Source organism: Catellatospora vulcania (assembly GCF_009720385.1).
GTDB lineage: Bacteria > Actinomycetota > Actinomycetes > Mycobacteriales > Micromonosporaceae > Catellatospora > Catellatospora vulcania.
Map to the genome: position 1 here is coordinate 326,205 of NZ_ML769301.1, position 20,698 is coordinate 346,902.

General features: G+C 71.4%; 17 protein-coding genes. 12 read left to right on the plus strand and 5 right to left on the minus strand.

Features of this window, described 5'->3' with window-relative positions; translation table 11 throughout:
- Window positions 1-7: 7 nt before the first annotated feature.
- Window positions 8-814: a citryl-CoA lyase gene (locus F6W97_RS01490; RefSeq protein ID WP_155368277.1), complete on the minus strand. Its 807-nt coding sequence runs from the start codon at window positions 812-814 to the stop codon at window positions 8-10.
- A gap of 211 nt (window positions 815-1,025) precedes the next feature.
- Here F6W97_RS01490 and F6W97_RS01495 point away from each other — a divergent pair, with 211 nt between their 5' ends.
- On the plus strand, window positions 1,026-1,475 hold the full coding sequence (locus F6W97_RS01495; RefSeq protein WP_155368278.1) for a type II 3-dehydroquinate dehydratase: 450 nt from the start codon (window positions 1,026-1,028) through the stop codon (window positions 1,473-1,475).
- A 99-nt stretch (window positions 1,476-1,574) separates the two neighbouring features.
- Window positions 1,575-2,459, plus strand: coding sequence for a shikimate dehydrogenase (locus F6W97_RS01500; protein WP_155368279.1), 885 nt, complete (start codon window positions 1,575-1,577; stop codon window positions 2,457-2,459).
- A gap of 24 nt (window positions 2,460-2,483) precedes the next feature.
- On the opposite strand, the gene F6W97_RS01505 is transcribed toward F6W97_RS01500, so the two are convergent.
- Together F6W97_RS01505 and F6W97_RS01510 are read right to left on the minus strand one after the other, a co-directional pair.
- Window positions 2,484-3,668, minus strand: coding sequence for a CaiB/BaiF CoA transferase family protein (locus tag F6W97_RS01505; RefSeq protein ID WP_155368280.1), 1,185 nt, complete (start codon window positions 3,666-3,668; stop codon window positions 2,484-2,486).
- Window positions 3,669-3,722: 54 nt separating this feature from the next.
- The gene (locus F6W97_RS01510) at window positions 3,723-4,565 is read right to left on the minus strand and encodes an IclR family transcriptional regulator (protein ID WP_230686313.1); all 843 of its coding nucleotides are present in this window, start codon (window positions 4,563-4,565) and stop codon (window positions 3,723-3,725) included.
- 209 nt (window positions 4,566-4,774) lie between these two features.
- Between F6W97_RS01510 and F6W97_RS01515 the strand changes: the two genes are divergently transcribed.
- From F6W97_RS01515 to F6W97_RS01540, 6 genes are all read left to right on the plus strand, one after another.
- A complete protein-coding gene (locus F6W97_RS01515) occupies window positions 4,775-6,253 on the plus strand; it encodes an aldehyde dehydrogenase family protein (RefSeq protein WP_155368281.1) in 1,479 nt (492 codons plus the stop codon).
- 32 nt (window positions 6,254-6,285) lie between these two features.
- Window positions 6,286-8,067, plus strand: coding sequence for a thiamine pyrophosphate-binding protein (locus F6W97_RS01520; protein WP_230686314.1), 1,782 nt, complete (start codon window positions 6,286-6,288; stop codon window positions 8,065-8,067).
- Window positions 8,068-8,160: 93 nt separating this feature from the next.
- A complete protein-coding gene (locus F6W97_RS01525) occupies window positions 8,161-9,315 on the plus strand; it encodes an ABC transporter substrate-binding protein (protein ID WP_196278928.1) in 1,155 nt (384 codons plus the stop codon).
- Between the two features lie 85 nt (window positions 9,316-9,400).
- On the plus strand, window positions 9,401-10,270 hold the full coding sequence (locus tag F6W97_RS01530) for a branched-chain amino acid ABC transporter permease (protein WP_155368283.1): 870 nt from the start codon (window positions 9,401-9,403) through the stop codon (window positions 10,268-10,270).
- A complete protein-coding gene (locus tag F6W97_RS01535; RefSeq protein WP_155368284.1) occupies window positions 10,267-12,084 on the plus strand; it encodes a branched-chain amino acid ABC transporter ATP-binding protein/permease in 1,818 nt (605 codons plus the stop codon). Before F6W97_RS01530 ends, F6W97_RS01535 begins: the two co-directional genes overlap by 4 nt.
- On the plus strand, window positions 12,081-12,830 hold the full coding sequence (locus F6W97_RS01540; RefSeq protein ID WP_155368285.1) for an ABC transporter ATP-binding protein: 750 nt from the start codon (window positions 12,081-12,083) through the stop codon (window positions 12,828-12,830). Before F6W97_RS01535 ends, F6W97_RS01540 begins: the two co-directional genes overlap by 4 nt.
- A 45-nt stretch (window positions 12,831-12,875) precedes the next feature.
- Here the strand turns inward: F6W97_RS01540 and F6W97_RS01545 are convergent, their stop codons facing one another.
- Window positions 12,876-15,641, minus strand: a complete 2,766-nt coding sequence (locus F6W97_RS01545) for a TIM barrel protein (protein WP_155368286.1) — start codon at window positions 15,639-15,641, stop codon at window positions 12,876-12,878.
- Window positions 15,642-15,765: 124 nt separating this feature from the next.
- Here F6W97_RS01545 and F6W97_RS01550 point away from each other — a divergent pair, with 124 nt between their 5' ends.
- Window positions 15,766-16,419, plus strand: a complete 654-nt coding sequence (locus tag F6W97_RS01550) for a TetR/AcrR family transcriptional regulator (protein WP_230686315.1) — start codon at window positions 15,766-15,768, stop codon at window positions 16,417-16,419.
- Window positions 16,420-16,443: 24 nt separating this feature from the next.
- On the opposite strand, the gene F6W97_RS01555 is transcribed toward F6W97_RS01550, so the two are convergent.
- Window positions 16,444-16,881: a VOC family protein gene (locus tag F6W97_RS01555; protein ID WP_230686316.1), complete on the minus strand. Its 438-nt coding sequence runs from the start codon at window positions 16,879-16,881 to the stop codon at window positions 16,444-16,446.
- Window positions 16,882-17,029: 148 nt separating this feature from the next.
- Here F6W97_RS01555 and F6W97_RS01560 point away from each other — a divergent pair, with 148 nt between their 5' ends.
- From F6W97_RS01560 to F6W97_RS01570, 3 genes are all read left to right on the plus strand, one after another.
- Complete coding sequence (locus tag F6W97_RS01560; protein WP_155368287.1) at window positions 17,030-17,557, plus strand: hypothetical protein; 528 nt, start codon at window positions 17,030-17,032, stop codon at window positions 17,555-17,557.
- A 103-nt stretch (window positions 17,558-17,660) separates the two neighbouring features.
- Complete coding sequence (locus F6W97_RS01565; RefSeq protein WP_155368288.1) at window positions 17,661-19,607, plus strand: sensor domain-containing diguanylate cyclase; 1,947 nt, start codon at window positions 17,661-17,663, stop codon at window positions 19,605-19,607.
- A 155-nt stretch (window positions 19,608-19,762) separates the two neighbouring features.
- Window positions 19,763-20,680, plus strand: coding sequence for a hypothetical protein (locus F6W97_RS01570; RefSeq protein WP_155368289.1), 918 nt, complete (start codon window positions 19,763-19,765; stop codon window positions 20,678-20,680).
- Window positions 20,681-20,698: the final 18 nt, after the last annotated feature.

A 20,698-nucleotide genomic window follows, 5' to 3' on the forward strand; every position in this document is an offset into this window, starting at 1 on the left:
CGGCTGCTCAGGGGCCGAGGTAGGTCGGCAGGATCGCGGGCGGGATCGGACCCTTGTTGCGCCGGCCCTGCTGGGTCTCCTCCCAGGCGTGGGCCAGGATGCCGATGCTGCGGCTGAGCACGAACAGGCCCCGGGCCAGCGGTGCGGGGAAGCCGAGCTCGGCGTAGATGACCGCGGTCGCCCCGTCGATGTTCATCGGCACCGGACGCCGGCCCGGCCGCTGGAGCGCGGCCTCCACCGCGCGGGCCGCGGTGGCGTGGCGGCCCGCGACGACGCCGTCGGACACGGCGGCGTCGACCAGCCCCAGCAGGGGATCGCGCCGCGGGTCGACCGGGTGGAAGCGGTGCCCGAAGCCGGGGATGTAACGCGAGTGGGCCCGCCAGGCGGTCAGCGTTTCCTCGACAGCGGTCCCGAGATCGGCGCCGGCGTCCTGCCGCGCGCAGATGTCGGTCAGCACCTCGACGCACTGCTGCCCGGCCCCGCCATGGGAGTCGCCGAGCAGGTTGACGCCGGTGGCGACGGCGTTGTTCAAGCCGATGCCGCAGGTCGCGGCCATGCGTGCGGCGGCGATCGACGGCGCGTGGGGGCCGTGGTCGACGCCGGCGACGAGCGCCGCCTCCAGCAGCGCCGACCGGCGCGGGTCGGGCACGTCGCCGCGCAGCATCAGCCAGATCATGTCGGTGAGTCCGGTGGAGCCGATCAGGTCCTGGACAGGGCGGCCGCGCAGTTCGACCACGCCCGGCGCCATGCGGGAGACGGACGTCGCCCACCAGTCCGCGACCATCGTCGCCGTCGGGTCCTGCGTGCCGCTCATGTCGCCTCCCGCGGTCCCTGGACTGACCGCCCGACCCTACCGCCGAGTCCACTCATCGGGCTAGTAGGACCGCTAAGTGGAACCTCGATGCGGCTCGCCTCGCATACCGTGCACATTGCTCAGTGGAAAGGACGCGACCTATGCTGGTGCGCGTCCACCAGGTGGTGCAGGTGGTCTGGCTAACGGTTCTGAACTTTTCGGGAGGGCCGCTGTGACACACCGCGTGTTCGTGCTCAACGGGCCCCGCCTCGACCTGCTGGGCCGGCCCGGCAACGACCTCCACGGGAAGACCACGCTCGCCGACATCGAACACAGGTGTGCTCAACTGGCCGCGGAACTCGGCCTCGACCTGTTCTTCGCCCAGACCGACCAGGAGGACCGGCTCGTCGCCTGGGTGCACGAGGCGAAGGACGAGGCGGCGGCCGTCGTGGTCAATCCGGCAGATCTGGCCTACAGCTCAATCGCGCTGCTGGATGCCCTCGGCTTGCTGCACCAGCCGGTCGTGGAGGTGCACCTGGCGAACATCTTCCGGCCGGGACCGGACCAACGGCACCCGATCACCATCGCCCGGTCCTGGGGTTTCGTCGTCGGACTGGGACCGTCGGGGTACGAGCTGGCGCTGCGCGGCCTGGCCGGCCGACTCGCCGGCGAACGGCACTGAACCGACCGTCCACTCGCGCAGAACGGTGCACAGCCCTTGACTTCGCACACCCCCTTGTCGCTAATTAACGTACTAGCTCGTATAACAACGGGAGGCCTGGTGCCGGACGGACGGCGTTTCCTGGTGGGGCTCATCGGTTCCGACCTCGGTCCGTCGCTCAGCCCCGCGCTGCACGAGCGGGAGGCCGACGAGCTGGGCGTGCGCTACCTGTACCAGCGCATCGACCTCGACTCGCTCGCCCTGGACGCCGAAGGCGTGGGCATGCTCGTGACCCAGGCCGCGCAGCTCGGATTCGCCGGACTGAACATCACGCACCCGTCCAAACAGGCGGTGGTGAAGTATCTCGACGAGCTGTCCGCCGACGCCGCGGCGCTGGGGGCGGTCAACACGGTGGTGTTCGGGCAGGGCCGAGCGGTCGGGCACAACACCGACTGGTCCGGCTTCCTCACCGGCTTCCGGCGCGGCCTGGCCGACGCCGCGGTCGGCGACGTGGTGCTGCTGGGCGCCGGGGGAGCGGGCACCGCGGTCGCCTTCGCCCTGGTGCGGCTCGGGGTGCGGGAGCTGACCGTGGTGGACCTGGTGGCCGACCGAGCCGAGCGCCTCGCCGAGGTGGTGCGGCGGGCCGCGCCCGACGACCGGCCGGTGACCGTCCACACCGCCCGGTCGGTCGAGCAGGCGCACGAGCGGCTGGCGGTGGCCGACGGGCTGGTCAACGCCACACCTGTCGGCATGAGCCGGGACGGCGCGACGCCACTGCCGGCCGGGCTGCTGCGGGCCCGGATGTGGGTCGCGGACATCGTGTACCGGCCGCTGCTGACCGAGCTGCTGCGCCAGGCGCAGGTCGCGGGCTGCCGGACCCTCGACGGCGGCGGCATGGTCGTGGCTCAGGCCGCGGAGACGTTCCGCCTGATCACCGGCATATCGCCGGACATCGAGCGGATGTACCGCCACTTCTCCGCCCTCACCGCCGCGGCGGCGACGTGACGGAGAGGGGGATCGCGCCGGATGTCAGGACCCGGACTTGCGCCAGCGCCGGGTGATCTCGGCGAGTTCGTCGTTGTGCTCGCCGAGCAGCGGTGGCGCGTCGGCGGGATGCAGCGGCTGACCGTCGACCAGCACGCCCGTGCCGGACAGGCGCAGCCGCCGGTCCGTGGCCCCGCCCGGGAAGCGCACGTCTGCGAAGAACCGGCGGTGGGCGAGCTGGTCCAGCTCGACGGCCTGCGGGACGGTCAGGATCCGGGCGGCGGGCACGCCGATCCGGTTGAGTTCCTGCTCCCAGGCCAGTGCGGTGCGGGCCTGCAGGGCGTCATTCAGCTCCGCGTTGAGCTCGTCGCGGTGCGCCTTGCGCTGCTCGCGCTCGGCGAAGCGCGGGTCGGTCACCAGGTCCGGCCGGCCGAGGCAGCGACACAGGCTCTCGAACTGCTCCTGCCGGTTGGCCGCGATGTTGAGCGGGCCGTCGGCGGCGTGGAAGGTGCCGGACGGGGCGGCGGTGGGGTTCTGGTTGCCCATCGCCCGGGGCGGCACCCCGCCGACCAGATGGTTGGACACCGCCCAGCCCATCGCCGAGACGGACGCCTCCAGCATCGACACGTCCAGGTAGGAGCCGAGTCCGTGGCGCTCCCGGCCGGCGATCGCGCCCGTGACGGCCAGTGCCGCGGTGAGTCCGCCGAGCGTGTCACTGATGGGGAAGCCGACCCGAAGCGGCGCGGTGTCCTCGGTGCCGGTGATGCTCATCATCCCGGACAATCCCTGGATGACCTGGTCGTACGCGGGAGCCTGGCTCATCGGCCCGGTCTGGCCGAAGCCGCTGATCGCGCAGTAGACCAGCCGTGGATTCAGTTCCCGCAGCTGATCCCAGCCGAAGCCGATCCGGGCCAGCACACCGGCGCGGAAGTTCTCCACCAGCACGTCCGCGGCCGCGACCAGTTCCGCGAAGCAGGCCCGGTCGGCGTCGTCCTTGAGGTCGAGCTCCACCGACTTCTTGCCCGCGTTCTGGGCGAGGAACGACGCGCCCAGCGCGGCCTCGTTGAGTTCGGGATCGGGGCCCAGGCGGCGGGCGAGGTCACCTACGCCGGGGATCTCGACCTTGACGACCTCGGCGCCGAGCAGGGCGAGCTGATAGGTGCAGTACGGTCCGGCGAGCACATTGGTCAGGTCGATCACGCGGATGCCGGCAAGCGGTCGCTGCGCCATGCATGGTCTCCTCGGGTGGGCTGGCTGACACGGGGCACGCCGGCGCGGCGCGCCCTAGAGGGATGTGCCGAGCGGGTGGTCGAAGCCGCGCTCGGACACCTGCTGGGCCATCCGCTTCACTTCCGCCGCGAACTCGGCTACGCGGGCCTCGGTGAAGCGCAGCGTCGGCCCGCTCAGGCTGAGCGCGGCGACGACCGCGCCGGAGCGGCCCAGGATCGGGGCGGCCACCGCCGACAGGCCCTCGTCGCGTTCGCCGTGGCTGACGGCGTACCCGGCGACGGCGGCTTCGTCGATCCACTCCTGCAGGCGTTTGACGTGGCCGGGGCCGTAGGGCGAGCTGCGGGCGACGCGGGCCAGCAGCGCGGGGCTCGCGTCGCGCAGCAGCACCTTGGCGGTGGCCCCGGCCCAGAGCGGGAGCTCGTCGCCGACGTGCACGACGTGGCGCAGCGCCTGCGGGCTCTCCTGCTGGGCGATGCAGACCCGGAAGACGTCGCGGGCCACGTAGACGTTGACCGTCTCGCGCTGGCGCGCCGCGAGCTCGCGCATGCCGCGCTGGGTCTCCGGAGGCAGTTCCCAGCTGCTGTGCGCCAGATGCGCCCAGCGCCACAGGCCGGGGCCGGCCATGTAGCCGCTCGCGGTCGCCCAGAGCAGGCCGCTCTGCTCCAGCGTCGAGACCAGACGGATCACCGTGGTCTTCGCCAGGCCGGTGGCCTCGGTGATCTCGCGGACCGTCACGGTCGGCCGCTCGGCCGTGAGCAGCGTGAGGATGTCCAATGCCCGCTGGACGCTGCGCACCCCCTGCTGGTCACCGCCCTCGGCGGCCGACTGCGGTGCTGCGGCCTGCTCGTCTTCCGCCGCGCGCTGCCGGCCGGCCGCTCTGTTCGTTGCCGCCCCCACGGTTCCTCGCTCTCTTCACGTTCCTGCCGATGGACTGCGGATGAGCATCCCATCACGACCCTCGATGACCTGCGGGCCTGGCGGCGCCTTCACGCGTCCGTAACGTTCCGGACTCGACCCCTTGCTAGATCCAGCGGACGCCCGTACGTTACACCCAGTCCGTAGAGCGGTCCAGTAGAACCACAGAGTGGTCCACGAAGGAGGATCAGGTGCTCGACGCCATTCTCAAGCCGTCCGCAGATGCGGTGTACACGGCTGCCGCACTGGTCGCCGGGAACTGGATCGTGGATGGACCGTACGACGAGCGAATGGGACCGTACGTCCGCACCGTGGTCAGCAGGGCACCCGTTGCCGCGGCGACCGATGTGGATGCCGTGGCGGCCTACGCGCGCGGTGCGGCCCGGCACATGGCACGGCTGGCCCCGGCGGCCCGCGCGGACATCCTGGAGGCCGCGGCCCGGCTGGCCCAGGCGCATCGCGCCGAGATCGCCCACCTCATCGCCCTGGAGCTGGGCAAGCCGCTGCGCGACGGGCTGGGCGAGATGGACCGGGTGGCCGACACGTTCACGGTCTGCGCGGCCGAGGCGCGCCAGATCGGCGGTGAGGTGCTGCCGGTCGCGGGCTGGCGACGGGGGATCGGCAACACCGCGCTGACCTACCGCGCGCCGGCGGGCGTGGCGCTGGCGATCACGCCGTTCAACGCCCCGGCCAACCTGCTGGCGCACAAGCTCGGCGCGTCTTTCGCGGCGGGCAACACGACCATCGTGAAGGCCCCGCCGCAGGCGCCGGCGGTCTCCGCGGCTGTGGTCGCGCTGCTGATCGAGGCCGGTGCGCCCCTGCCGGCCGTGCAGCTGCTGCACGGCGGCGGCGACGTCGGGGCGGCTTTGTGCGCGCTGACCGAGGTCAGCGTGATCAGCTTCACCGGCAGCGCGGCGACCGGCGCGGCCGTGGCCCGCGCGGCCGGCGCGAAGCGGCTCGTGCTGGAGCTGGGCGGCAACGCCGCCACCATCGTGTGCGAGGACGCCGACATCGCCGCCGCGGCCCGGGTCTGTGCCCGCACCGGCTACTCCAACTCCGGTCAGAGCTGCATCTCGGTGCAGCGGGTGTACGTGCACCGCGACCGCTACGCGCAGTTCCTGGACGTGCTCACCGCCGAGGTCGAGACCCTGGTGGTCGGCGATCCGCTCGACCCCGCCACCGACGTCGGCTCCATGGTGGACGAGACGGCCGCGCAGCGCGTGGTGTCGTGGGCCGCCGAGGCGGTGGACGGCGGAGCCTCGATCACGACCGGCGGCCATCGCGACGGCGCGACCGTGTTCCCCACCGTCGTGGCCGGACCGCCCGCCGACGCGGCCGTCGTGGTGCACGAGGTGTTCGGGGCGCTGGTGGCGGTGCTGCCCTACGACGACTTCGACGCCGTCCTGGCCGACTGCAACGACAGCCGCTACGGCCTGCAGGCCGGACTGTTCACCCGGGACCTCGGCCGGGTCTTCACCGCGTGGCGCGAGCTGGAGGTCGGCGGGCTCGTGGTCAACGGATCCTCCAACTTCCGCCTCGACCACGTGCCCTTCGGCGGGGTGAAGGACTCCGGCTTCGGCCGCGAGTCCCCCCGCCTGATGATCGAGGACTTCACCACGGTGAAGACCATGCTGCTGCGCGGCATGTCGATCTGGGGTGAGCACGGGTGAGCAGCCCTCGTACGAGCGACAGAGGAGCACCGATGAGCACAGACACCCAGACCCGGCTGCCCGCCGACGACGTCGCGGGCGGCACCGGCGCCCTCGCCATGGCCCGGCAGCTCCAGGCGTACGGCGTCGAGTACGTGTTCGGCACCTGCGGCCACACCAACATCGCGCTGCTGGCCGCGTTCGACGAGGTCGGCATCGAGTTCGTGATCGCCCGGCACGAGCAGGCCGCAGCGCACGCCGCCGACGGGTACGCCCGGGTGTCCGGCAAGCCAGGCGTGCTGCTGGTGCACGTCGGCCCCGGCATGATGAACGCCGTCACCGGGGTGGCCACCGCCGCGCTGGACTCGGTGCCCCTGGTGACCATCGCCGGGGACGTGCCGTCCTACCTGCACGGCAGGCACCCGCACCAAGAGGTCAACCTGCACGCCGACGCCGACCAGACGGCGATCTTCCGGCCCTTCGTCAAGCGGGCCTGGCACGCGCACCGGGTCGAGGACCTGCCGCGCTTCACCGAGCGCGCGTTCTGGACCGCGACCTCCGGCCGACCCGGAGCGGTGCTGCTCAACGTCCCGATGGACCTGTTCTCCCGGCCGCTGCCCGACCGGCACACCGCCCGCCACCCGCTGCCCGTGCAGACGACGGCCCCGGCGCTTCCGGCGGACGACGCGGCACGCATCGCCCGTGAGCTGGTGTCGGCGCGGCAGCCGCTCATCTACCTCGGCGGCGGCCTGAGCCGCGGCGCCGGGCGCGCAGCCCTGCTCACGCTCGCCGAGCACCTCGACATCCCCATCGCACACTCCCTCATGGCCAAGGGTGCCGTCCCCGACGAGCACCCGCTGCTGCTGGGCATGCCCGGCTTCTGGGGCACCGAGAGCACCAACGGCTACGCGCTGCACGCCGACGTCGTGCTCGCCATCGGCACCCGCTTCGCCGAGACCGACGCCAGCTCCTGGGATCCCGCCTACACCTGGCGTTTCCCGCCGTCGCGGCTGATCCAGATCGACATCGACCCGGCCGAGATCGGGCGCAACTACCCGGTCGAGATCGGCGTGGTGGCCGACGCGACTCTGGCGGTGCAGGCGATCACCGGGCAGGTGCTCGACCAGCTGCCCCAGGGCCGGTCGCGGCCCGAGCTGCGAGCCGACATCGCGGCCGCCCGGTCGGCGCTGTTCGCCGGGAGCGCGGAGCGCGGCCGCAGCGACCAGTTCCCGCTGCGCCCGGAGCGCATCCTCGCCGACGTGCGGGCCGCCCTGCCGGCCGACGCGATCCTGGTGACCGACGTCGGCTGGAACAAGAACGGCGTCGCGCAGTGCTACCCGCTGCCCGCCGAGGGCCGGTTCATCACCCCCGGCGGCGCGTCGACGATGGGCTTCGGCCCGGCCGCGGCGCTGGGCGTGCAGCTGGCCGCACCGGACAAGGTCGTCGTGGCGCTCATCGGCGACGGCGGGATGAGCGCGCAGCTGCCCGCGCTGCCGATGGCCGTCGAGCGCGGGCTGCCGGTGATCTTCCTGGTGATGAACAACCGCGCCCACGGCACCATCGCGGACCTGCAGGCGGCGAACTTCGGCCGCAGCTACGGCTGCGAGTTCCGCGACCCCGACGGCAACCCCTACAGCCCCGACTTCGCCGCGCTCGGCCGGGCCTGCGGCGCCGACGGCTACGACATCGCGCAGCCGGCGGACCTCGTAGCCGCGCTGCGTACGGCAGTGCAGCGGCGCCGACCGGCGGTCCTGGACGTGCCCATGGTCAACGAGCCGGTGCCGACCCCGGGGCACTGGAACATCAAGGACATCTACCACGGCGTATTCGAGTGAAACCCGCACGTCCACCCCGGGCGTGAGCCCAGCACCGCGTCCCACCCGTAACGCATCCCGTCTCCGTTCCTCCCCACAACAGAGGTGATGTGCATGTTCTCGTCCCTGCGGCGCCGTGCCGCCGTCATGCTCCTCGGACTCGCCCTTCCGGTCGCCCTCGCGGCCTGCTCCGCACCCGGCGGTGACCAGGGCGACGCGCAGAAGTCCGACGGCCCAATCAAGATCGCGCTGGTCGACGCGCAGAGCGGCCAGCTCAGCTCGCTGGGAGCCTGGGAGCTCAAGGGCGCCCGCCTGGCCATCGACGAGTGGAACGCGGCCGGCGGCATCAACGGCCGGCAGATCGAGCTCGGCGTCTTCGACGACCAGGGCGACCCGACCGTGGGCACCAACCTGGCCCGGAAGATCGCCAGCGAGGGGTACATCGCGATGATCGGCACCGCCGAGAGCGCGGTCACCATCGCCATGGCCCCGATCCTGCGCGACTCCAAGATCCCGAACATCACCTCCGGCCAGTCGCCCGGCCTGGTCGCCGTGAAGAGCCCGTTCCTGTTCCTCAACGGCCCCACCAGCGTCACCTACGACGAGACCCTCGCCAAGTACATCGTGGACACCAAGGGGCTCAAGAAGATCGCGATGATCACGAACAACGGCGGCTACGGCAAGGGCGAGCACGACGCGTTCACCAAGTCGCTGGCGGCCCGCGGCGTGACGCCGATCGAGGACCAGGTCGTCACCGCCGACCAGAAGGACTTCAGCGCCGCGCTCACCACGATCCGGCAGAAGAACCCCGAGGTCATCTTCATCGGTGCGGAGGAGGTCCAGTCCGGCCTGATCGTCAAGCAGGCCCGTGACCTCGGCATCACCGTCCCGTTCGCCGGTGCGGCCCCGCAGGGCACGCCGGTGTTCGCCGACACGGCCGGCACGGCCAACGTGGAGGGCACCATAGTCAGCTCGCCGTACCTGAGCAACGAGGTCAGCGAGGCGTCGAAGAAGTTCGCCGCGGCGTACAAGGCGAAGTTCAACGAGGACGCCGAGATGCACGGCGCGAAGGCATACGACGGCACGCAGATCCTGCTCAACGCGCTGAAGACCAGCAACGTGGCGACCGGCCAGGCGCTGGCCGACGCGATCCGGGCCACCAAGTACGCCGGCCTGCTGGGCGACTTCGCCTTCGACGACACCGGCGTGGGCATCTTCGCCACCAGGATCGGCACGATCCAGGGCGGCAAGCTGGTCGCCGCCGGCTGATCCGCCGAGCGGTCGCCGCGAGCGGGTCTCCCGCACGCGGCGGCCGCTCCCGTTCCCCGGCTTCGCTCTGCGCACAGGGAGTGCCATGCAGGTCTTTCTACAAACGTTCATCGGCGGGATGAGCCTCGGCGCGATCTACGCACTCGTGGCACTGGGCTTCTCGCTCGTCTTCCGCACGATGGGCCTGGTCAACTTCTCGCACGGCAACGTCGTGATGATCGGGGCGTATCTGGCCTCGACGTTCTACCTCTCCACGAAGCTGCCTTTCGCGCTGGCCATGGTCCTCGCCGTCGGCGGCACCGGGCTCATCGGCGTGATCATCGAGCGGGTGCTGCGCCCGCTGGAGAACAAGGACTTCGACCTCATGCTGATCGGGACCATCGGGTTCGGCATCGTGCTCGAAGCCCTCGCGATCATCATCTGGGGCGCGACCGGCAACGCCGTGCCCAACCCGGTCGCCAGCGCGCCGCTACAGCTGTTCGGGCTGCGGATCCGCACGTACGACCTGGTGGTGCTCGCGATCGCGGCCACCGCCGCCGTGCTGCTGGTCTTCTTCCTGCAGTCCACCAAACGCGGCGCGGCGATGCAGGCCGTCGCGATGGACCACGAGGCCGCCACGGCCGTCGGCATCCACGTCGGACGCAGCAACGCCCTCGCGTTCATGCTCGGCGCGGGCCTGGCCGCGCTCGCCGGGGGACTGGTCGGCCCGCTGCTCTACGTCAACCCGACGATGGGCGGCGCGCTGGGCATCAAAGGCTTCGCCGCCGCGATCCTCGGCGGCTTCGGCAGCATCCCCGGCGCGATCGTCGGCGGCTTCGCGATCGGCGTGCTCGACGCGTTCACCGCGGGCCACTTCCAGGGCTACTCGGAGCTGGTCACCTTCCTGGTCTTCACCGTGGTCATCATGATCCGGCCCACCGGCATCTTCGGCGAGAGGACGGTGAACCGCGCGTGAAGCTGCGTGTCGCGGGCATCGCGGTGCTGGCAGTCCTCGCCTGGCTGCTGCCCTACCAGCTCGACTCCTATCTGATCCACGTGGCGAACGTGGTCATCATCTTCGCGATCCTGGCCATCGGCCTGGGCCTGGTCATGGGCATCGCCGGGCAGATCAACCTCGCCCAGATCGCGCTGTTCGGCGTCGCCTCCTACGCCACGGCCATCCTGACCACGCGGGCCGGGTTCGGCTTCTGGACGGCCGCCGCGCTGGCCATGCTCATCGTGGCCGCGATCGGCCTGCTGATCGGCACCCCGGCGCTGCGTATGCAGTCGCACTACCTCGGCATCGTCACCCTCGGCCTGGCCCTGGCGCTGACCAACTGGGTCACCAACGCCCACATCGCCGGCGGCGCCGAGGGCATCACCGGCATCCCCGCCCCGGCGCTGCCCGGCATCGACCTGCGCAACGACTACTTCTTCTACTACCTGGAACTGATCGTGTTCGGGCTCGCGCTGGCCTTCGGCCTGTTCGTGGTGCGCACGCCGCTCGGGCGCAAGATGCGGGCCATGCGTGACGACTCCCTGGCCGCGGGCGCGGTCGGCGTGGAGGTGCCGCAGCTGCGGATGACGGCGTTCTTCCTGGCCAGCATCTACGGCGGCGTCGCGGGTGTGCTGTACGCCGGTCTCATCCGCTACGTCGCACCGGAGACGTTCAGCATCGCGAACATGTTCCTGCTGCTCGCCATGGTGATCATCGGTGGGCGGCAGAGCCTGGTCGGCTGCGTCGTCGGCGCGATCGCGCTGTCCGTGCTGCGCGAGGTGCTCGTCGACTACCCGACGTACGCGCAGGTGGCCTACGGCGCCGTCGTGGTGCTCACCGTCGTGTTCGCGCCCACCGGGCTCGCGGGCCTACCCACCCGAGCCCGCGGGCTCCTGCAGCGTTGGGGCTGGCTGCGGCGGGACACCGGCACGCCGCCCAAGCTCGGCGACTTCCGGCCGTACGACACGGTCGAGCGCCCGGCCGAGCAGGTGATCCTGCGCATCGACGACGTCAGCATGCACTTCCGCGGCCTCAAGGCCCTGCAGGAGGTGACCATGGAGATCACCGCAGGGGAGATCCGGGGCATCGTCGGCCCGAACGGCTCCGGCAAGACCACCCTGTTCAACGTGGTCAGCGGCCTGTACCGGCCCACCGCCGGCCGGGTCTGGCTGGGGGAGCGGGACATGACCGCCGCCCGCCCGCACACCCTGGCCCGCGCCGGCGTCGCCCGCACGTTCCAGAACCTGCGGCTGTTCCCGCTGCTGACCGTGCGCGAGAACCTGCTCGTCGCACTCGACCAGACGTCCGTGCTCGGCAACTGGCGGTACGCGCTGTGGCAGCCGGGCGTCTGGCGGCACGACCGCGCCCTGCGCAGACAGGCCGACGAGCTGCTCGACCGCTTCGGGCTCACCGCCTTCGCCGACGCCGCACCGGGCGAGCTGCCCTACGGCACGCAGCGGCGCGTCGAGATCGCCCGCGCGATGGCCCGCCGGCCCCGCCTGCTGCTGCTCGACGAACCCGCCGCCGGCCTCAACGGCGAGGAGGTCCGCCAGCTCAGCGAGATCGTGCGGTCCATCCGCTCGACCGGCGTCACCGTGGTGCTCATCGAGCACAACATGGGCCTGGTCATGTCGCTGTGCGAGCGGGTCACCGTCTTCGCCGGCGGCCGCGTCATCGCCGACGGCACACCGGCCGAGGTGGCGCGCGCGCCGCAGGTGGTCGAGGCATACCTGGGCGACTCCGCCATGTCTGAGGACGTGCCGGTCGCCACCCCGACGGAGGCGAAGCGATGAGCATCGACACCGACTCGCCCGCCACCGCCACCACCGGCGCGGACTTCACCGTCGAAGGGCTGACCGTCCACTACGGCGGGGTGTGCGCGGTCAACGGGATCAGCCTCACCGTGCCCGCCGGGCGCTCGGTCGGCCTGATCGGCGCCAACGGCGCGGGCAAGACCTCCGCGTTGCGGGCGCTGATGGGCCTCGTGCCGCGCAAGGTGAGCGCCGTCCGGTTCGGCGACACCGACCTCGCCCGGGTCAAGGCCCGCGACATGGTCCGCCACGGCATCGGCTACGTGCCCGAGGGCCGCCATGTCTTCGTCGGCCTGCCCGTCGAGAAGAACCTGCTGCTCGGCGCGTACGCCCGGCCGTGGGACGCGGCGACCAGGGCGAGCCTCGCCGAGGTGTACGAACTGTTCCCGGTGCTGGAGGAGATGAAGGACCGGTTGGCCGGCGCGCTGTCCGGCGGCCAGCAGCAGATGCTCGCCATCGGCCGGGCCCTGATGTCGCAGCCGAAGCTGCTCCTGCTCGACGAGCCGTCCATGGGCCTGTCCCCGAAACTCGTCGAGACCATCCTCGCCGTGCTGCAACGGCTCAAGGGCCAGGGCCTGAGCATGCTGCTGGTGGAGCAGAACGCCAAGCTGACCTTCGAAGCGACCAGTACCTGCCTGGTGATGGAGCACGGCGAGGTGGTGCTGTCCGGGACGTCGGCGGAACTGTCCCACGACGCCCGGGTCCGGAAGATCTACCTCGGCCTGTGACCCGCCGGCCGGCCGGACCCCGCTGCGGGCCCGGCCGGCCGGCGCTCAGCGTGTTTCGGCCAGGTGCGCGGCGTCGAGATGGTCGCGGGTCGCCGCGAGCGCCATCCGGGCGTACTCCTTGGCCCCCACCTGCGCCACCAGCGTCGCCCGCGGGATCTCCAGCGCGTACGGGATCCCGGCGGGCAGTGCGGCCAGGATGCCGCGCACGTCGATGCCGCCCTCGCCGGGGAACAGGCGCTCGAACCGGGCCGTGTGGATCAGACCCTCGTTCGTGGTCGGCACGGCCGACGGCGCGTCGCAGACGTGCGCGAAGTGGAACCACTCGGCGGGCAGTTCCCGCAGCTGCGCCACACTGGAGCCCGATCGGGCGAAGTGCAGCAGATCGACCAGCAGGCCCGCGTTGGGCTGGTCCGCCGCACGCAGCACCCGGGCCGCCTCGGCCAGGTCCGGGGTCTCCGTCCAGGACGGGAACTCCAGGTCGACGGTCAGGCCGAGCGGCCGGGCCATCTCGCACAGCAGCGCGAACCGGTCTATCTTGCGGGCCCGGTCGGGGTCCGGCAGCTGCGTGATCACGTGCCGGGCGCCGAGCTCGGCCCCGGCCTCCAGGAACCGCTGCAGCTCCCGCGGGTCGTCGTGCGGGCTGATCCGGGCCAGCTCGATGTCGAGCACCTCGATGCCGGTCGCGGCCAGGCGCACCTTCGTCGTGCGCATCAGCGCCGGATCGGTGGCCAGCGGATAGTGCGGCTCCTGCGGAGTGACCCGGTTGAGCCGCAGCCCGACGTACCGGTATCCGGCCGCGGCGGCGGCTTCGACGAGATCCGGCGGAGCCAGGCTCAGCGCCGTGAGGTGCGCCAGCGAGTAGTCGCGCCGGCGGTCGTCGCGCGGCTCGCTGTCGCGCAGGGCGATCAGGCGACGCAGCCGGTGCGCCGCCATCCGCACGGGGGCGCTGGCCGGTGCGCCGTAGCCGGCGTACCCGTCGATGCGCTGCACCACCTCGAAGAAGACGCGCGAGCCGAGCATCTCGGTGTAGAAGTGCAGGTACTCGCCGTGCTCGTCGCGGTCGTAGAGGATCGAGTGCTCGCGCATCGCGGCGAGCAGCTCCGGCGGCGGCGCGAGCCGGGCGTCCAGGTCCTCGTAGTAGTTCTCCGGGATCCGCAGCAGCGGCGCGCCCAGCGCCCGCATGGCCCTGGCACTGGCGATCACGTCATCGCTGGCGAACGCGATGTGCTGCGGGCTGGCGACCGCAGGGGCCCAGTCGCCGCGGCGCAACGGCGCGGTGTTGAGCATGATCCGGATCTGGCCGTCGCCGTCGACGGCAGCCCGGCTGCGGATCAGCCCGAACGGCGCGGCGAGCTCGGTGGCGCCGCCCGAGCGCAGGCCGAGCACCAGGCTGTAGAAGAGCACCACCTGGTCGAAGTCGTCCACGGACTCGGTCAGCGACACGTAGTCGGTCCCGGTCACCAAACCGTTCGGGCGGGGCGACCGGCCGGTGGGGCTGAAGTCGGCCAGCCAGCCGCCGCTGTCCGAGGCGTCGCGGCAGAAGAACACCGCCGTGCCGTCCGGAGCCGCCACCGAGCTGAGTTCGGCCTCGTCGGGACGCCGGATGCGGGGCAGCACCGGGGCCAGCAGGCGTACGGCCCGCTGCGTCGACGCGGCCGGGTCGGTGCTCTCCACGGCGAGCGCGCAGATGGCCGCCGTGCCGGGCGCGACGGTGCGCTGCGGCTCGAAGTTGAGCAGCACCCGGGCGCTGCCCTGCTGCCACAGCTGCACGGGCTTGGAACGGTGCTGTCCGGTGTGGGCGAACCCCAGCGCGGCCAGCGTGCTCGCCACGCCGGGGCCGGAGACGGAGTCGACCGCCAGCTCGGTGAAGACATGGCCGCCGAGCCGGGGCGCGGGCGGCAGCCCGGTCATCCGCAGCCGCTCGCGCACCGCGGCCGGGCCGTGCGTGCTGACGAGTTCCTGCAGGCTCAGCAGGGAGCGCATGCCGTCGATGGCCGCGTGCCGGGGATCGGCCTGGCGGTACACGTCGTTGAAGACCTCAAGGGACAGCGGGCCGTCGTATCCGGTGCTGAGCACGTGCCCCACGAAACCGGTCAGGTCGAACGTGCCGAGGCCGGGGAACAGCCGGTGATGCCGGCTCCACTCGACCAGGTCAGGGCGTAGGTGAGGGGCATCGGCCAGCTGCAGGTGGAAGATCTTCTCGCCCGGCACGACACGGATGCCGGCCGGATCGCCGCCGCGGGAGAGCACGTGGAAGCTGTCCAGGCACAGGCCGAGTGCGGGATGGCCGGCATGCCGCACGATGCGCCAGGCGTGCTGGTACGTGTCGACGAACCTGCCCCACGCCAGCGGCTCGTAGGCGATCCGTTTGCCTCGCTCGGCGGCCATGGCGGCGAGCTGGTGCAGCTGCTCGGCGGCGAGGTCGTCGTCGTCCACGCAGTCGGCCGACTCCGAGGAGCTGACCAGCATCGTGTCGGCGCCGAGCTGGTCCATCAGGTCGAACTTGCGTAACGCGCGGCGCAGGTTGGCCCGGAAGACGTCCGGCGGGACGGCTTCGAGGTCGCGGAACGGCTGGTAGGCCACGATCGACAGCCCGCGGCGGGCGCACTCCTGGCCGACCCGCTGCGGCGACCACGGCGAGGCGATGAGGTCGTTCTCGAAGATCTCGATCCCGTGGAAGCCGGCCGCCGCCGCTGCCGCCAGCTTGTCCTCCAGCGTGCCGGACAGACAGCCGGTGGCGATGGCCGGGCGGGGCGCTGGGCGCGGCCGCTCGGCGGTGTCCGTTGTGGATCGCCTGTCGGGGGTGAGCATCTGGGTCTCCCTCGCGGCATGAACGTACCGGATAGTTACTTATACACTCGCCGGGACGAACGGGGAAGGTCCGGCGCCCGAACCGCACTGGCTACAGTGGGCGTCGACGGAGAAGGGAACCCAGTTGGCCGCACAGTCGCCTGAAGCCACCACGGTGCCGTCGGTGCGCGACGCCGACCGGACCAGGACCGAGATCCTCGACGTCGCCACCCAGGAGTTCGCCGACAAGGGCTACACCGGAGCCCGGGTGGACGAGATCGCCGCCAAGACCCGTACCACCAAGCGGATGATCTACTACTACTTCGCCGGCAAGGAGCAGCTCTACATCGCCGCCCTGGAACGTGCGTATACGGGCATCCGCGCGCTGGAGCAGCAGCTCGACGTCGACCACCTGGACCCGGCCGAGGCGATCCGGCAGCTGGCGGCGCTGACCTTCGACCACCACGAGGCGCATCCGGACTTCATCCGCCTGGTCAGCATCGAGAACATCCATCGCGCCCAGCACCTGATCCGCTCGGACATCCTCCCCGGCCTGGCCGATCCGGCGCTGAACGTGCTCACGCGCATCCTGGAGCGCGGCCGCTCCGCCGGGCGGTTCCGCGACGACGTGGATCCGGTCGACATCCACATGGTGATCAGCGCGTTCTGCGTGTTCCGCACCGCCAACCGGTACACCTTCAATGCCATCTTCCAGCGCGACATGCTCGACCCGGCGCGGCGCGAGCACTACCGCACGATGCTCGGCGACCTGGTGCTGGAATACCTGACCGCGCGCTGACCGCAGGCTGGTCGGAGGGCGGGTTCAGCTGACGCAGAACTCGTTGCCCTCCGGGTCGTGCATGACCACGTAGTAGAAGGGGTCGTCGGGGTCGTCGCCGGTGGTGCGCCGCACGACCTGCGCGCCTGCCGTCACCAGCTCGGCCACCTTGGCGTCCACGATCTCGATCCGCTGCGCCAGGCCCAGCGTGTCGTCGCGGCCGGTGGGGTAGAGGTCCAGGTGCACCCGGTTCTTGCCGCCCTTGCCCTCCGGCACCTGCTGGAACCACAGCGGCGGGCGCAGCCCTTCCGGGTCGAACAGGCGGTTGCCGAATGCGGCCGCGTCGCCCAGCCGCCGCCGGTAGTGCCTGTGCCAAGGATGCGGGCCGTCGGGCGGAACCGGCCGGTAGCCCAGCGCTGCGGCCCAGAAGTCGGCGAGCCGCCCCGGATTGTTCGCGTCGATCGTAAGCTGCCAGAACACCACGGCCAGACGCTACACCCGCGCACGGCCCCGGCGCGGCAGCGGGTTGGATCACGTTGGCGCCGACCGTCACGATCAACTAGGGTGCGCGATGCCATCCACTTTGTCCGGACGGCACCCCGCCAGTGTGCACCGTCGAGGAGTATTCCGTATGCGCCGTACCGCCGTCTCCGTGCTGCTGGCCGTCGTCGTGGCGAGCGCCGCCGCCTGCGGTGACGAGGCCGAGCCGCAGGCCGCGCCGTCCGTTGTCCCGGCGAGTGGCATCCCCGCGAGCGCCGCCCCGGCGACCAGCGCAGCGGCGGGTGTGGTGGGGAGCATCGCGTTCGCCTGCGAGGCCGCCGACGGCCTGTACGCCACCCTGAACAAGCAGTCGCAGGCGCACATCCAGCGCGGCTTCGAAGCGGAGAAGCGGGGCGACACGGCGACTGTGGCCAAGGAGCTGGCGGCGCTTAATCCGATGTTCCTCGCCGTCTCGGCGAAGTTCGGCGAAGCCGCCGACCGGGTGGCCGACGACGAGGTGAAGTTTGCGCTGAGCGAGCTCGCCGACGCGGCGTCGACGGCGTCGTCGTTCACCACGTTCCGCGAGTTCGGGGCCATGCAGCAACTGACGGTCTCCGCCGAGTTGGTGCTCATCCGCAAGTGCCGCTACTCCGGGTACAAGATGGTCAATCTGGTCTGATAATTAGTGCTTTGTCCAGATAACAATTATATGAGTGATTTGCCCCATGTGAGTGGGTAGGGCATTCTGGGGACGAAGGCTGCGGTGTTCGAAGGCGGTCCGTATGTCCACAGACGCAAGCCCCGGCAAGGCCGCCGGCGAGACTGAAGCCCCGATGTGCCGTGCCCGCGATCGGCTCTGGGTGGGATATGTCGGCGTATCGCTGGCCTTCGTGGCGGCGTACGCCGCGACGGCCGGCCACGACTTGGCGCAGGCGATCATCTTCGCAGGCTCGAACCTGGCCGCCGTGGTGGCGATCCTGGTCGGCATCAGGATGAACCGGCCTGCCCGCCCGGGCGCGTGGTACCTGCTCGCCGCCGGTCAGGTGACGTACCTGGTGGGGAATGTGTGGTGGTACGTCGTGGCAGCTGCGGAAGGCAGGCCGTCCGTCTTCCCGTCGCCGGCCACCGAGATCTTCCTCGTCTCCTACCTGCTCAGCGCGCTGGCCCTGCTGCAACTGGTCCGAGCCCGGCGTGCGGGAGGGGACTGGTCGGCGCTGCTCGACGCCCTCATCGTCACCATCGCGTTCAGCTGCGCCAACTTCGCACTCGTCGTCGCACCCCAGCTCACCACCACGCAGCTGTCCTCATACGGCCAGCTGCTCGCGGGCGTCTACCCGTTCCTGGACATGATCTTCCTCGTGCTGGCGGCCCGATTGTTCTTCGGCGCCGATCGCGCGCGCGGCGCGCTGACGCCGCTCGCCGCGTGGGCGGCGGCACTGCTGGTGGCAGACCTCGTCTACGGGCTTCACCAGGTCAAGGGTGTCGAACAGGACGGCGACTGGCCGTTCTACGGCTATCTCGCCTCGTTCCTGTTCGTGGGCGTCGCCGGGTTGCATCCGGCGATGCGGGAGATCGCCGCCCAACGGGAGCAGCCCCATGTCGCCGGCCGCGTGCGACTGGCCGCACTCGGCCTCTGCGGCCTGGTGGTGCCGACACTGGTGGTGCAGTCGGTACGCGATGGACAGCGCATCGAGCCGATCGTCCTCTCGTGCGCGTCAGCGATCATGTTCATCGTCCTCATGCTGCGGGTGGGCGACCTGCTGAAGAAGACCGTCGCCGCGGGCCGCACGGAGCAGGAGCGGTTGCAGCAGTTCCTGGAGGCGATACCCATCGGCGTCGAAGTCCGCGACGCGGCCACCGCCCGCCCCGTGTACGTCAACCAGGTGGCCGGCCGCATCCTCGGCTACGACCCGGGGCGGGTCGACGCGCTCGCCGACCTGCCCCACCTGTACGCCGGTGACACCGGCGAGCCCTACGCGCCCGAACGCCTTCCGGTGAATCGCGCCCGGCAGGGCCACGTCACCACCGTGGACGACATCGAGGTCGAGCGGGACGCGCAACGCCGGCAGCTGCACGTGGTGGCGACACCGATCCGGGACGGCGAGCAGGTCCGCTACGTGCTGACCGCGTTCGCCGACGTCACCGCGGAACGCCAGATGGCCGAGGAGCTGCGCCAGCTCTCGGTCATCGACGAGCTGACCGACGTCAACAACCGCCGCGGCTTCCTGCTCGCCGCCCGCAACGAGCTGGCGCTCGCCGAGCTGGCCCGCCGGCCCGGAGTGCTGCTCTTCATCGACGTCGACGGCCTCAAGCTGATCAACGACACCTACGGCCACAGCGTCGGCGACCACGCCCTGCGCAGCGCATCCACGCTGCTGCGGGCCAACACCCGCCGGCGCGACGTGCTGGGGCGGATCGGCGGTGACGAGTTCTGCGTGCTGCTGACCGAGACGAGCGTGCTGTCCGACGTCGACGTGTGGGCGGCCCGGCTGCGCGAGCAGGTCGTCCGGCACAACGCCACGAGCCGCCAGCCGTACCGGCTCGCACTCACCGTCGGGGCGACGGCCTTCGACCACGACACCCCGCACACCATCGAGGAGCTGATCGATCGCGCCGACGCGGCCATGTACCAGGCCCGTGAGCTGGACGGCGACAAGGACGCCGAGCGACCTGTCCGGATCCTTCGGCCGACCACTGGCACCCGGACGGAGCGCACCTCCGGTCCGTGACGAGCCGAGAGCCTTACCGGAAGGTAAGGCCGGCCTGTCTGCCCCGTCGGGCAGATGTCACCTCGCGGCCATGTCCCCGGCCATCGACCACGCGACATATTGGTGTCGGCAGTCGGCGTCCGTCGCCTGCCGACACCGAGATGAGGCGAGAGGCGATGGGCGCGATGAACAAGTCGTGGCTGCCGGCCGTACCGGCGGCGATCGTGCTGGCGCTGACCGGCTGCGTTCCGGGAGCGGGCGGCGGGGTGGCGGACCCGTCGCCGTCCGCTGCGGCGTCAGGCGGCGCCGCAGTGGCAGCGGCGACCGAGATCCAGGTCAACAAGTCCTACTGGTTCGCCGGATTGAAGGTCACCCTCGGCGCCGCCCGCGTCGTCGCGTCGTCCTCCGGCACCGGGCAAGCCGTGACGGTAGAGGGCGTCTTCCAGAACCTCAGCTCCGAGCACCCGGGCACGCCGACGTCCAGCGTCCTGCTGACCGTCGGCGACCGCACCTATGCCGAGGTGGACAACCCGCTGCAGAAGCTGCCCGAAGTCCCGGCACAGCGCAGCCAACCCGGGGTGTACGCCTTCGCCGTCGACGAGCACTTCGTCCTCGCCGACGCGGTGCTCGTGGTCGGCAAGCCCGCCGACCGGCAGGCGACGGTCCCGTTCACCGGCCCGGACGGCCTCGTGGCGCTGGAGCCCAAGCCGCTGCCGGTCACCGGCAAGGTCCTGCGGGAGAACACCGGCAGCGTGTTCATGACCGTCTCCGCGGTCGAGGTGCGCTCCGACGAGCCCTTCCTGCACGGCCAGGCGCCGACCGGCCAGGAGTTCCTGCGACTGGCCTTCTCCGCCACGAACAACACCGACGCCGGGTTCGCCTGGGTCTTCGACCGCGACCTGCACCTGAAACTGCCCGACGGCACCTCGATCGCCACCGCCGACAACTGCAGCCGCGCCCAGATCTATCCCGCGCCGCACGCCACCGCCACCGGCGGGCTCGCCTGCTTCCTCGTGCCCGCCCCGGCCCACGGCGAATACCTGCTCAGCTGGAACCGGTACGGCAAGGGCGCGCTGCGCGTACCCGTCGATTGACGGTCGTAGAATGCCCGC

What these genes read in the sequence shown, in the direction of transcription:
- F6W97_RS01565 (WP_155368288.1), top strand. Translation starts at nt 17,661, where the DNA reads ATGTCCACAGACGCAAGCCCCGGCAAGGCCGCCGGCGAGACTGAAGCC.
- F6W97_RS01545 (WP_155368286.1), bottom strand. Translation starts at nt 15,641, where the DNA reads ATGCTCACCCCCGACAGGCGATCCACAACGGACACCGCCGAGCGGCCG.
- F6W97_RS01570 (WP_155368289.1), top strand. Translation starts at nt 19,763, where the DNA reads ATGGGCGCGATGAACAAGTCGTGGCTGCCGGCCGTACCGGCGGCGATC.
- F6W97_RS01505 (WP_155368280.1), bottom strand. Translation starts at nt 3,668, where the DNA reads ATGGCGCAGCGACCGCTTGCCGGCATCCGCGTGATCGACCTGACCAAT.
- F6W97_RS01490 (WP_155368277.1), bottom strand. Translation starts at nt 814, where the DNA reads ATGAGCGGCACGCAGGACCCGACGGCGACGATGGTCGCGGACTGGTGG.
- F6W97_RS01525 (WP_196278928.1), top strand. Translation starts at nt 8,161, where the DNA reads ATGTTCTCGTCCCTGCGGCGCCGTGCCGCCGTCATGCTCCTCGGACTC.
- F6W97_RS01540 (WP_155368285.1), top strand. Translation starts at nt 12,081, where the DNA reads ATGAGCATCGACACCGACTCGCCCGCCACCGCCACCACCGGCGCGGAC.
- F6W97_RS01520 (WP_230686314.1), top strand. Translation starts at nt 6,286, where the DNA reads ATGAGCACAGACACCCAGACCCGGCTGCCCGCCGACGACGTCGCGGGC.
- F6W97_RS01560 (WP_155368287.1), top strand. Translation starts at nt 17,030, where the DNA reads ATGCGCCGTACCGCCGTCTCCGTGCTGCTGGCCGTCGTCGTGGCGAGC.
- F6W97_RS01530 (WP_155368283.1), top strand. Translation starts at nt 9,401, where the DNA reads ATGCAGGTCTTTCTACAAACGTTCATCGGCGGGATGAGCCTCGGCGCG.